Source organism: Dermabacter sp. (assembly GCF_032550575.1).
Classification (GTDB): domain Bacteria; phylum Actinomycetota; class Actinomycetes; order Actinomycetales; family Dermabacteraceae; genus Dermabacter; species Dermabacter hominis.
This window is the reverse complement of the sequence record NZ_JAWFZC010000001.1, coordinates 28,088-40,114: the sequence shown is the minus strand read 5'-3', so window position 1 is coordinate 40,114 and position 12,027 is coordinate 28,088. Positions and strand designations below refer to the sequence as shown.

Annotated in this window: 12 protein-coding genes; 1 reads left to right on the top strand and 11 read right to left on the bottom strand. The window is 61.5% G+C overall.

The features are described from left to right. Positions 1–8 precede the first annotated feature (8 nt). Entirely contained in the window at positions 9–746 is a 738-nt protein-coding gene (locus tag E6X30_RS00200; protein ID WP_141740653.1) for a hypothetical protein, read from the top strand. On the opposite strand, the gene E6X30_RS00195 is transcribed toward E6X30_RS00200, so the two are convergent. From E6X30_RS00195 to E6X30_RS00145, 11 genes are all read right to left on the bottom strand, one after another. After that, complete coding sequence (locus E6X30_RS00195; protein ID WP_016664413.1) at positions 713–2,983, bottom strand: bifunctional (p)ppGpp synthetase/guanosine-3',5'-bis(diphosphate) 3'-pyrophosphohydrolase; 2,271 nt, start codon at positions 2,981–2,983, stop codon at positions 713–715. The genes E6X30_RS00200 and E6X30_RS00195 overlap by 34 nt on opposite strands. 81 nt (positions 2,984–3,064) lie before the next feature. Further along, positions 3,065–3,613, bottom strand: coding sequence for an adenine phosphoribosyltransferase (locus E6X30_RS00190; protein WP_016664412.1), 549 nt, complete (start codon positions 3,611–3,613; stop codon positions 3,065–3,067). Beyond that, positions 3,610–4,599, bottom strand: coding sequence for a protein translocase subunit SecF (gene secF / locus E6X30_RS00185; protein WP_016664411.1), 990 nt, complete (start codon positions 4,597–4,599; stop codon positions 3,610–3,612). Before secF ends, E6X30_RS00190 begins: the two co-directional genes overlap by 4 nt. Then, entirely contained in the window at positions 4,599–6,470 is a 1,872-nt protein-coding gene (gene secD, locus E6X30_RS00180) for a protein translocase subunit SecD (protein WP_316335501.1), read from the bottom strand. The genes secF and secD overlap by 1 nt, the downstream gene beginning before the upstream one ends. Positions 6,471–6,532: 62 nt before the next feature. Continuing rightward, positions 6,533–6,907: a preprotein translocase subunit YajC gene (yajC, locus tag E6X30_RS00175; RefSeq protein ID WP_236621891.1), complete on the bottom strand. Its 375-nt coding sequence runs from the start codon at positions 6,905–6,907 to the stop codon at positions 6,533–6,535. A gap of 67 nt (positions 6,908–6,974) precedes the next feature. Then, the gene (gene ruvB, locus E6X30_RS00170) at positions 6,975–8,084 is read right to left on the bottom strand and encodes a Holliday junction branch migration DNA helicase RuvB (RefSeq protein ID WP_316335500.1); all 1,110 of its coding nucleotides are present in this window, start codon (positions 8,082–8,084) and stop codon (positions 6,975–6,977) included. Beyond that, a complete protein-coding gene (gene ruvA / locus E6X30_RS00165; RefSeq protein ID WP_016664407.1) occupies positions 8,081–8,737 on the bottom strand; it encodes a Holliday junction branch migration protein RuvA in 657 nt (218 codons plus the stop codon). Before ruvA ends, ruvB begins: the two co-directional genes overlap by 4 nt. A 27-nt stretch (positions 8,738–8,764) precedes the next feature. After that, positions 8,765–9,349 carry a crossover junction endodeoxyribonuclease RuvC gene (gene ruvC / locus E6X30_RS00160; protein ID WP_016664406.1) on the bottom strand — a complete coding sequence of 195 codons (585 nt, stop codon included), beginning with the start codon at positions 9,347–9,349 and terminating at the stop codon, positions 8,765–8,767. Between the two features lie 20 nt (positions 9,350–9,369). Then, positions 9,370–10,125, bottom strand: a complete 756-nt coding sequence (locus E6X30_RS00155; protein ID WP_016664405.1) for a YebC/PmpR family DNA-binding transcriptional regulator — start codon at positions 10,123–10,125, stop codon at positions 9,370–9,372. A 23-nt stretch (positions 10,126–10,148) separates the two neighbouring features. Further along, positions 10,149–11,426 (bottom strand): PrsW family intramembrane metalloprotease, encoded by a 1,278-nt coding sequence (locus E6X30_RS00150; protein ID WP_316335499.1) that lies wholly within the window; start codon positions 11,424–11,426, stop codon positions 10,149–10,151. Further along, a complete protein-coding gene (locus tag E6X30_RS00145) occupies positions 11,423–12,025 on the bottom strand; it encodes an HIT domain-containing protein (protein WP_316335498.1) in 603 nt (200 codons plus the stop codon). Before E6X30_RS00145 ends, E6X30_RS00150 begins: the two co-directional genes overlap by 4 nt. Positions 12,026–12,027: the final 2 nt, after the last annotated feature.

Sequence of the window (12,027 nt, the reverse complement as noted above, 5' to 3'; positions counted from 1 at the left end):
CTGGTGCCATGACTCGCCCCACACATGCCACCGCGACAGCATGCCTCGCGCCTCACCTTCGCGAAGCAGGCCGCGCGCCGTTCGCTTTCGACGTGGGGCACGCACTCCTCCTCGAGCCCGGTGCATCGCTTCCGTTTCTTGCGCGAGACCTACCGCTCGCCTCACTCGGCTCGGGATTCGCCCTGGCCCTCACTCCCACAGTCGGCGTGCGCGAACGGGCAGCCGCCGTCGGCGTTGCCATCGAGCGGATTTCCCCTACCGCGACCGCCCCGGGAGCAGTCATCGCGGATCACACAGCGGCTTGGATATGGTGCGGCGGCGATTACTCGCCTTCACGCCTCATCGTTGCCTCAGAACGGCACAGCCAACGCTATGACGACCTCGAGCTTCGCAAAATCACCCTCGCCACCGGAGACATCGCCTATCCCGCGGGAATCCCCACGCTCGCGCCCCACCGCGCTTTCGCTGAACTCGCACGCAAAGGCGCAGACGAAACCGCCCGCATCTATGCCGAAAGGCTCGTCGCTCAGGGATGGGTGACAAGCAGCGACCTCACGCGCATCGCCTATCGCGCGTGTCGCTCAGGCCGGGGCAACGGTTACTCGGGACCACGGACGGGGCGAGCCCGCTACAAAAAGCTCGCAGCACTCGCTAAAGAGATCGAAAAGACGCTCGAAGGTCGCGCTGCCAAAACGCACCATCAGACCGCAGATCACATCGGCTTGCCATCGCTCGTCACGCGGTAAGCATCGAATACGCCCGACACCTTCCGCACCTGCGTGAGCACGTTACGAAGATGAGAGGGATCCGCAAGCTCAAAGGAGAAGAAGACGACACCGATACGATCCGGAAGCGAGTGCGCTGAGGCCGAAAGGATATTGACCTCAAGCTCGGAGATCACGTCAGCGAGATCAGTAAGAAGCCGTGATCGATCAAGTGCCTCGACCTTGATATGAACCATGTAGGCCTGGTTCGTCGCGCCAGACCACCTCACCGGCACGAAGCGATCGGCTTGCTTCTCACGCATCTGCTCCGCATTCGCGCACGCTGCATGGTGCACGCTCACGCCATTGCCACGCGTCACAAAACCCACGATGTCATCACCGGGCACGGGGGCACAGCACTTTGCGAGCTTCACCCACAAATCACGCTGACCATCCACAACGACGCCCTGATCGGCATGTGAGGCGCGGCGCGGCTTCGCGAGCACCCGCGATGGCACGACAGATTCGGCCATGTCGTCCTGAACGCCCTCGGCGCCGCCCACCTCAGAAATGAGGCGACCCACGATATTCTCGGCGCTCACATGGTGCTCACCGATCGCCGTATACAGCGCGTCGACCGAGTCGTAATTGAGGTCCGCCGCGACGTTTGTGAGCATCTCGTGCGTGAGCATGCGGCGCAACGGCAGATTCTGCCGGCGGAGCTGAAGCGCAAGCTCGTCACGGCCTCGCTCGAGCGCCTCTTCGCGTCGCTCTTTCGAGAACCACTGTCGAATCTTCGTGCGTGCACGAGTCGACGCCACGAAATTCAGCCAATCCTGGCTGGGACCTGCACCCTCTGCCTTCGACGTGAAGACCTCGACGACGTCGCCCGTGTTCAGCTCCGATTTAAGCGACACGATCTTGCCATTCACGCGCGCGCTCATCGTGCGGTGGCCGACCTCCGTGTGGACCGCGTACGCGAAATCGACGGGAGTCGCCCCCTGCGGGAGTGAGACAACATCGCCCTTGGGCGTAAACACGTACACTTCATTCGAGGCCATCTCGTAGCGCAGCGACTCGAGAAATTCATCGGAATCCGTCGTGTCCTTCTGCCAGTCAAGAAGCTGGCGAAGCCACGACATATCCCCGCCGACGGCAGAGCTCTGCGGGGAATCCTCGATCTTTTCGCCGCGGGCCGTAGCGGCTTTGTACTTCCAGTGCGCGGCAACGCCGTACTCTGCGCGGCGGTGCATATCCCACGTGCGAATCTGTATTTCAACGGGCTTGCCGCCAGGTCCGATGACCGTCGTATGAAGCGACTGGTAAAGGTTGAATTTCGGAAGAGCGATGTAATCCTTGAAACGCCCCGGCATGGGGCTCCAACGCGCGTGCAAAATACCGAGAACCGCGTAGCAGTCGCGTACCGTGTCCACGAGCACGCGGATCCCCACAAGGTCATAGATGTCGCTGAACGAGCGCCCGCGCACGATCATCTTTTGATAGACCGAGTAGTAATGCTTCGGCCTACCCGTCACCGTGCCTTCGATGTGCGCGGATTTAATGTCTTCCTCGATAGTGCCGATCACGCCCGCAAGGTACTCTTCGCGCGCCGGAGCGTGCTCGGCAACGAGCGCCACCACTTCGTCATAGAGCTTCGGATAGAGCACCTGGAAGCTCAGATTCTCAAGCTCCCACTTAATCGCGTTAAGTCCAAGGCGGTGCGCGAGCGGTGCATAGATCTCGAGTGTCTCTTTTGCCTTGCGCTCGGCGCTCGAACTCGACACAAACTTCCATGTGCGAGCGTTGTGAAGACGATCCGCGAGCTTGATGAGCAGAACACGAATGTCGCGGCTCATCGCAATGATCATTTTTCGCACGGTCTCGGCCTGCGCGGCTTCGCCGTACCGCACTTTGTCGAGCTTCGTGACGCCATCAACCATGACGGCGATTGTCTCGCCGAAATCAGTCGTGAGCTCTTCAAGCGTGTATTCGGTGTCCTCAACGGTGTCGTGAAGAAGGGCCGCCGCGAGCACATCGGGCGGGGAACCCATGCCCGCGAGGATCGTCGCGACCGCAATCGGGTGCGTAATGTACGGCTCGCCGCTCTTGCGAAACTGGGGGCGATGCCAGTACTCGGCGACGTTATACGCGCGATAGACGAGGGAAAGGTCGGCTTCCGGATGAAGTTCACGGATTGCGTCGATGAGCGGCAGGAGAAGGGGATCGTCTTTCGTTCCCCAAACTTTGCGCGGGCGGGAGTCCTCACGATCCGCATCCATGCCGCTCACCGCCTTCCTCGAGTCGGAATTATCCCAGTTTAGACCCAAAAACGCCCGTGGCCATGTCCAGGGCACTCAAAGTCAGTTCTGGATGCTCCACACGGTGTGCAGCGGGATGTCACCGAGCTTTTCACGGCCACCGAGTCCGAGAAGCTCGATGAGGAAGCTGGCAGCCACGACCTCGGCACCGAGCGATTCAACGAGCTGGATAGTCGCCGCGGCCGTGCCGCCGGTTGCCAGAAGATCGTCGAGAACGAGAACGCGCGCCCCCTTCGGGACGGCGTTTTCCGCGATTTCGATCGTTGCTGAACCGTATTCGAGGTCGTAGGTGAGAGAGTTCGGCTTCCCCGGAAGCTTGCCTGCCTTTCGCACAGGCACAAAACCGCGGTCCATCTCGTACGCGAGCGGGGCACCAAAAACGAAACCACGTGCCTCCGTTCCCACAACCAGATCAACCTCGGCGGGAACGGTGCTCGCCCAGTACTTGATGACGGTTTTCATCGCTTTGGGGTCACGCAGAAGCGGGGTGATATCGCGAAAGAGGACGCCGGGCTGCGGAAAATCCTGGTAGAGCCCGATGTGTGTGCGTTCGATTTCGGCAATTTCGGGGGGTACTGGCGTAGTGGTCATGCCGTGACAACGTCCTTTTCATGTGTGCGCTCAACGCGCAGTGTGTGGTCCTTGATAGATTTTTCGCCCTTACGCAGGTCCACGAGGAAGCTCGGCGCAAGGAAGATGGATGAGTAGGTGCCGGCGATGATGCCCACGAACAAGGCGAGCGAAATATCCTTCAGCGTTCCGGCTCCAAGAATAAATGCGCCGATAATCAGGATCGAGCCGACGGGCAAGAGCGCAACAACCGACGTATTGATTGAACGCACGAGCGTTTGGTTCGTCGCTCGGTTGACGAGGGTCGCGAAGCTCGCGTCAGTGCGCTCGAGGAAGCCCTCAGTGTTCTCTCGCACCTTGTCGAAGACGACGACCGTGTCATAGAGCGAGTAGCCAAGGACCGTAAGAAAACCGATCACCGTGGCGGGGGTGACCTCGAATCCGATCGCGCCATACGCCACGATTGTGAAGAGAAGGTCGTGGGTGAGCGCGGCCATCGCGGCAACCGATGACTTGAAGTTTCGGAAATAGAGCGCCATCACAATGGTCACGAGCAGCATGAAGATCACGATGCCCTGGATAGCCTTCGCGGTGACGTCCCCGCCCCAGTTGGGCCCGACGAATGAGCTCGAAACATCCTCCGCAGGCACGTTGTAGGCCTTCGCGAGGTCTGCGCTGAGCGCCTTCGTCGCATCGGTGGAGAGCTCTTCCGTTTGAACGCGCAGAATATTGCCACCCACCTGCGAGATGCGCGGCTCGTTCGAGGGCACGTGTTCGCGCACAACATCACGGGCGAGAGCTTGGTCCGGGTTCTTCACGTGCGAGATCTGGAACTCGCTGCCACCCGTGAATTCGATACCCCAGTTCACGCCCCGCACCCCCGTGATCGCTGCGAGGATCACCAGGATGAGCGCAGAGCCCAAGTACCACCATTTGCGGCGAGGAACGATGGGGATTGAACGTTGACCGGAGTGGAGTTCGTTGCCGAACGTGGAAAAGCGCGACATCAGCGGTCCTCCTTCGGGGTTGTATCCTCAGGCGAAGAGGCTTCGGTGTTCGCTGCGTGCGAGCCGGCAGGAGTGGCGTCGTGGTCGGCACCATGCGAGTCCTCCGCGGCTTCGCGTGCGAGGCGCGCCTTGCGCTCGGCAAGGGTTTCAGTTCCGACGCCAGCCGCGCCCCTATCGCCGCCCTTGGCTTTACGCCCCTTTCCGCGTTCTTCGGAGCTGCGGAAGCGCGCGCGGCCCGCATACGCTGGAACGTCGCGCCCGAGCAGTGCGGGGTCGAGGCCCGAGGCTGGGTGCCCTTTGCCGAAGAAGTTCGTGCGCCCAAGGCTCTGCAGGAGCGGGTGCGTAAACAAGAACACCACGAGAAGGTCGAGAACCGTTGTAAGACCGAGCGTGAAGGCGAAGCCGCGTACGCTGCCCGCGCTCACGAGATACAGCACGACAGCGGCGATCACGTTGACGGCGTCGGACGCGAGGATCGTCCGCTTCGCCCGGTCCCAGCCGTGGTCGATCGCTGCCACGATGCCGCGCCCGTCGCGGATTTCGTCGCGTACGCGTTCGAAGTACACAATGAACGAATCCGCCGTGAAGGCAATCGACACGATAAGGCCGGCGACACCTGCAAGCGAAAGGCGATAGCCGATCTCAGGCATGTTCGACATGAGCGTGATGATGAGGTAGGCGAGCACGCCCATGATGGCAAGCGATGCGGTTGTCACGATTGAGAGCACTCGGTATTGGAATGCGGCATAGATGACGACGAGAGCAAGGCCGATAAGACCCGCGATGAGGCCCGAGGTGAGCTGATCGGAGCCGAGCGTCGCGGATATCTGTTGCTCTGACTGCACCGTGAACTCGAGCGGGAGCGCGCCAAACTTGAGCTGGCTCGCGAGTTCCTTCGCTTGATCGGCCGTGAAGTTGCCCGTGATCGTGGATTGGGTTGTCGTCACGGCCTGGACCTGCGGTGCCGAGATCACGAGGGAATCGAGCACGATTGCGAATTGCTTAGTCGCTCCCTGATCGCCGTAGAGCGCCGAGCTCATTTCGCCGAAGGCCTTACCAGCCGCATCGTTGAAGGTCAGATTGACTGCATAGAAACCCGTATCCTGACCGGTTTTATTCTTATCCGCACCGGCGCTCGCGTCCTTGATCGCTTCGCCGCTGACGACAACTGGACCGAGGATCAGCTTCGAGGTGCCACCGGCTCCGCACGCGACGACCGCCTCGTCGTCGCGGCCTGTAACCGAATGGTTATTGAGCGTGTCGGGGTCGGTGCAGTCGAGCTTGGCGAACTCTTTCTGGTCGACCGTTGAGAGCCATTCCTGGCTCCAGGCCTTCGCCCCTTTATAGGTGTTCACGCCTTTGCTCGCAGAAGATGAGGATCCCTCTTCTCCGCCATCCGAGGCAGGTGCAACGTCCTGCGCAACGGGACCGAGCGACGCAGCATCCTCGCTCGTCCCGTCGCTTGCCCCGCCCGCATCGGAAACACCGGCGTTGGGCGCCACCTGCAGAAGCACGGGACGGAAGCTCATAGTGGCGGTGCGCCGCAGTGCATCGCTCGTAGCCTCATCGAGTTTCCCGGGAACGTTCACGACAATACTCGTGCCGCCTTGGACGGAGATCTCCGTCTCCGCCACGCCCATCGCGTTCACGCGCTGAGAAATGATCTGGCGTGCCTGCTCCATCTGCTCGGGAGTGATCGCCTCACCGCCGTGAGACTTGGCTTGCAGGATGACCTGAGTGCCTCCTTCGAGATCGAGCGCGAGCTTCGGGACGGCCTTCCACCCGTTGTTCGCTACGCCGAAGCCGAGGATGCCCCCGAGGACGAGAATCAGGACGGTGAGCGTCGTAAGCGCTATGCGTCGTGCTGGCATGAACGGTCCTTTAAGTCATACGAAGGCGACGCACGTGGGTACCGCGCGTCGCCTTCTTCGATTCAGTTCTTGCTGTCGTCAGCGAGGAAGTCCGAGCTCTTCTCCGCGTCACTACGCAGGTCGGCATCGGAGACGGGAGCATCGCTCAAGGTCGGCTCGGCCGAGTTTTCCCCGAAGCTGTCGACACGCTCGGCGATCGCGTTGCGGTTCCACTTGAGCTGCGAGCCATCCTCGGTTTCCAGGATCACTGTCTCGCCCTCTTCTTCGACGATCATGCCGTAAAAGCCCGAGTGGGTACGGACTTCATCACCGACGCCAAGAGACTTCACAAGTTCCTGATGCTGCTGCACCCTCTTGCGCTGACCGCGCGACATGAGAAACATCGGTACAGCCATCACGACGAGCATGATGATCATCAAAAGCATGGGGTTATCCACGAGACGAGCCTTCCATCGGGAGTCATAATCCGTTCCACTGTACCCGCGTATGGCCGCTATTCCCCACTCAGTTAAAGCGACCGTCCTCACGTCCGGGCTCATCGAAGAGTGTTCCGCCACGCGCGGGGTCGACGGCGGGAACGTCAAGCCCCAGGTGCTCCCATGCCGCGGGTGTTGCGATACGGCCTCGCGGGGTGCGACCGAGGAGACCTTCGCGAACGAGGAACGGTTCGACGACGGTCTCGACGGTCTCTGTTTCCTCGCCAACTGCGATCGCGAGGGTAGAAAGGCCAACCGGTCCGCCACCAAACTTTGTGCACAGTGCTTGCAGCACTGCTCGGTCCAACCGATCCAGGCCCCGGGGATCAACCTCGTACACCGTGAGCGCTTCGTGCGTGGAATCCATCGTGATCGCGCCGCCGCCGCGCACTTGGGCGTAGTCGCGTACGCGCCTCAGAAGTCGATTAGCGATACGCGGCGTACCGCGCGAACGTGAGGCGATCTCGTGCGCGCTTTGAGGATCGATATCTATCTCCAGCCGCGCGGCACTCCTTGCGATGACAAGGGCGAGTTCTTCGGCCGTGTAGTAGTCCAGGTGACCCGTAAATCCAAACCGGTCGCGAAGAGGCGAGGGAAGCATCCCGGCGCGCGTCGTCGCTCCGACCGCCGTAAATGGGGGAAGTTCGAGTGGGATCGCCGTGGCCCCGACCCCTTTGCCCACCACAACATCGACGCGAAAATCCTCCATAGCCATGTAGAGCATTTCCTCGGCGGGGCGTGCGAGGCGATGGATTTCGTCGATGAACAACACCTCACCCTCTTCAAGCGACGAGAGAATGGCGGCGAGATCACCGGCGTGTTGGACGGCTGGCCCGGACGTAATTTTGAGCGGCGAGCCCAGCTCGTGCGCGATGATCATCGCGAGTGTTGTCTTCCCGAGGCCCGGAGGCCCCGAGAGGAGCATGTGCTCAGGAGGCGTTCCCCGCAGCGATGCGGCATCGAGCACAAGCGAGAGCTGTTCGCGCACCTTCTTCTGCCCCACGAAGTCGGCAAGCTCACGGGGCCTCAGGGCACCCTCTGCTGCGCGGTCAAGGGCGCCGGCTTCCGCACCGATGATCCGCTGGAGAGTCTCGCCTGTCTCAGCTCCCTCGCCGCTCACCCCGGAATGTTCAATCATGAGCGACCACCCAGCTGACGGAGCGAAAGACGCAGCAGCACACCCGAATCGAGGCTCGCACTCGATCCTTGCTCGGACTCTTCATAGCTCAGCAGCACCGCCTCGACGGCCTCCTTGGCTCCCTTCTCGGGCCATCCGAGGCCCTGAAGGCCCTGCACGACGTCTTTCGCGGCGCGCGAATCGAGAACCGAACTTTCGTTGGTCTCCGGCGCCGAGGGTACGGGGGCTGCGCCCTCCGACGTGCCCGCCGCGAAGGGAGCGACCTTGTCCTTCAGCTCGAGGGTCATGCGCTGAGCCCCCTTCTTTCCGATTCCAGGCACCGAGGTCAGGGTTTTGAGGTCCTCGTTGAGGACCGCGCGCGCGAATGTTGCGGGGTCCATGACTGCAAGCACGGCGATCGCAATTCGCGGACCGATCCCCGAAACCGATTGAATCGTGCGGAAGAGATCGGCTTCGTCTTTCGTCAAGAAGCCGTAGATCGTCATCGAATCCTCGCGCACCACAAGCTCCGTGTGCACGAGCACCTCTTGCCCCGTGCGCACAGCAGACAGCGTTTGTGGTGACGTGTTGACCAGGTACCCCACCCCGCCAACATCGAGGACGAAAGAATCGAGAGCGATGGCGCTCACGGCGCCGCGAAGGGAAGCAATCACGCCCCCGATTTTAGAACACGCGTACGACTACAGGCGGGAGGTCGACCTCTCCTGGGCGAGTCGAGCCTTTCGCTCGGCCTCGGCCCACTGAGCTTGGGCGCTTGTTCGCCGGGCACCGTCGGAACCTAACTTGACCGGACCTGAGCCTCGCCACAGCTGCGTGATCCCGATCGCCACCGCATCCGCCGCATCCGCGGGCTTGGGCGGCGCATCCAAATGCAAAATCTTCTGGACCATCGTTTGAATCTGCGCCTTGTCGGCGCGGCCGTTGCCCGTGATCGCGCGTTTAACCTCGGAAGGAGTGTGCATCGCGACCGGGATTCCCCTCTCGGCCGCGAGCACAATCGCGAGACCCGACACCTGCGCCGTCCCCATGACGGTCGAAACGTTATTTTGCGAGAACACACGCTCGACCGCGACGATATCCGGTGCATACTGCTCGATCACGTGCACGAGTCCCTGATAAATCTCGAGGAGGCGTGCATCCACGCCGGCGTCCCGGGCCGATGTGATCACGCCAACGGCTTCAAGGCGCACGGATCGGGCGGGGCCGCCATCGACGACCCCAAACCCGCACCGGGTGAGACCGGGATCAATTCCCAGAACTCGCATACAGCCCTCGTGTGGGCCGACTATTCGGCCTCGAGCTGCGCGGCAACGTCCTCGGGGATATCGAGGTTTGAGTACACGTTCTGCACGTCGTCGCTGTCTTCGAGCGCGTCGATAAGGCGCAGCACCTTTTGGGCACCTTCAAGATCCACCGCAGTTCGCATGGTCGGCACGAACGAGGCCTCGGCACTGTCGTAGTCCACGCCGGCTTCCTGGAGTGCGGTGCGGACGCTGACGACGTCCGACGCCTCCGAGATGATCTCGAAAACCTCGCCCTCGTCGTTGATCTCTTCGGCACCAGCGTCGAGCACGATCTCGAGCAGCTCATCTTCCGTGTGGCCGGCCTTGGTGACGGTCACAACGCCCTTGCGGTTGAAGAGATAGGACACCGAGCCGGAGTCAGCCATGTTTCCACCGTTGCGCGTGAAGGCCACGCGCACCTCCGAAACGGCGCGGTTCTTGTTGTCGGTAAGGCACTCGACGAGAAGCGCGACGCCGCCGGGGGCATAGCCTTCGTACATGAGAGTCTCGTAGTTGACTCCAGCGCCATCGAGCCCGCCGCCACGCTTAACCGCGCGATCAATGTTGTCGTTCGGGACGGAGCTCTTCTTAGCCTTTTGGATCGCGTCGTAGAGCGTGGGGTTACCGGCGGGGTCGGGGCCGCCAATGCGCGCCGCAACTTCAATGTTCTTGATGAGCTTCGCGAAGAGCTTCGAACGCTTAGCATCGATCGCAGCTTTCTTATGCTTCGTTGTTGCCCATTTAGAGTGACCTGACATCGGTTTCCCTCATTCTTCGGAAATTATCGCTGAACCATTGTACGCGCCGGCGCAACCGGATACGTGAGCGCGGCCAGCACTCGTCGCGTTTCAGTCAGTTGCGAAAGCAACATGGCTTCGGATTCCTTGATCCTGGAGGACGTGTGTCCCGCAAGCGCAGCTTGCCGCTGTGCGGCGAGGCGCAACGCCACGCGCTGGAACTCTTTCATCGTCCACGAGGCGACTGCTCCATAGCTTGCGGCCCAGGCCACGGCGCGGCGACGGCGGCGCAGGCCCACGAGCATGTCAACCTCGCTCGGGGTAAACCACCCGGCACGCCCGTAGTCGGAAAGACGCCAGCGCAGAATCCGCCTCTCGCGCCAGCGAAGGAAAATGAAGAGCAGCGCGAGTGTGAGGAAGATCGGCACCTCGATGATCGCGTACCAGAACAAAAGCCCTTTCAGACTCGTCACGCCATTGAGTGCGAGGAGCATCGAACCGCCATTCCACAGGGCATGCAGGCCCATACCGAGACTCAGTCCGCCGGCTCCTAAGAAAAAGTAGAGAGGAAGGCTCCGGCGCTCCGCCGCGATACCGACACCGAGCCCGACGAGCGAGGTGAAACTCGCGTGCGCAAACGGTGAAAGAAGCCCACGTAAGAAGAAGGTCTGCCAGAAAACAGTCGAGTTACCCTCGACTTGAGCAGCCGCGAATGACCGTGCGAAATACGTGATGTTTTCGGTAAAGGCGAAGCCAGCAGCGATGAGCATCGCGTAAATAACGCCGTCGATCGTCCCAGAAATGTAGCGCCGCCCGAAAAGGAGGAGCAGCACGAGCCCAAACGCCTTCGTCGACTCCTCGACGACCGGGGCCTGGAATGCCACCGCGAGGAATTCCTGAGAGCTTGCATCCTTGGCCTGCATGGCGATCAAAAAGATGACGGCCGTGCCGAAAATATACGTCATGGCAATGGAGCCGATAGATCCCCACAAATAGGCATAGGTCTTTGTGAAGCGCGGCTGAGGGGTATTACGGTCAAGCCACCACACGGCGCTGAGCACAATGCCGAACGGTACGAGGGCGGCCGTGAGCGAGACGAGGCTCGTCCCAATCCCCTGCGGCAGGATCACAAAGTAGAAGAGCAGCAGTGCGGTGATGGCGAGGGCGAGAAAGGCGAGAAAAAAGATGATCCACGTGGCGACCTTGCCGCGCGGCTTCTTTTTCGCACGTTCCCCGAACGATGGCATCGCATGGGCGATGTCCTCAGGGACATCGCGGTAAACGTCGTAGCCGTAGCCGCGCGACTGCCCTGTAGTGCTCACGTGTGCTCCTTTACGCCTTTCTTCCCTGCCTCGGGCCACGCTTCAGCAAACATGTCGCGTGTGTGCGAGAGCAGGAACGGGAGGGCCTTGGTGCGCCCCACGATTGGAAGGAAATTCGCATCGCCGAGCCACCGCGGTACGACGTGCTGGTGAAGGTGCGCGGCGATTCCAGCCCCGGCAACCTCTCCCTGGTTCATCCCGAGGTTGAAGCCCGCGGGATTGGACACGGCACGTACCACGCGCATCGCCGTTCGCGTGAGCTCCGCGATTTCGAGGTATTCCTCGCGCGTGAGGTCGGTGTAGTCGCTCACGTGACGGTAGGGGCACACGAGAAGGTGCCCGGAGTTGTAGGGGAAAAGATTGAGAATCACGAACGCGAAGTCGCCTCGGTGAACGATAAGTGCGTCCTCATCGCTCTTGTCCGGCCCCGTGCAAAACGGGCATTCGTCGGTAGCCTCCGCGCTCGAGGGTTTCCCCTCCCCCTGAATGTATGCCACGCGGTGCGGTGTCCACAGGCGCTGGAGGGAGTCGGGGGTGCCGGCGAATGCGTGGGCGTCCTCGAAGGCCTCCCCGACTCGAGCCTCCTGCTCACCGTTCATCG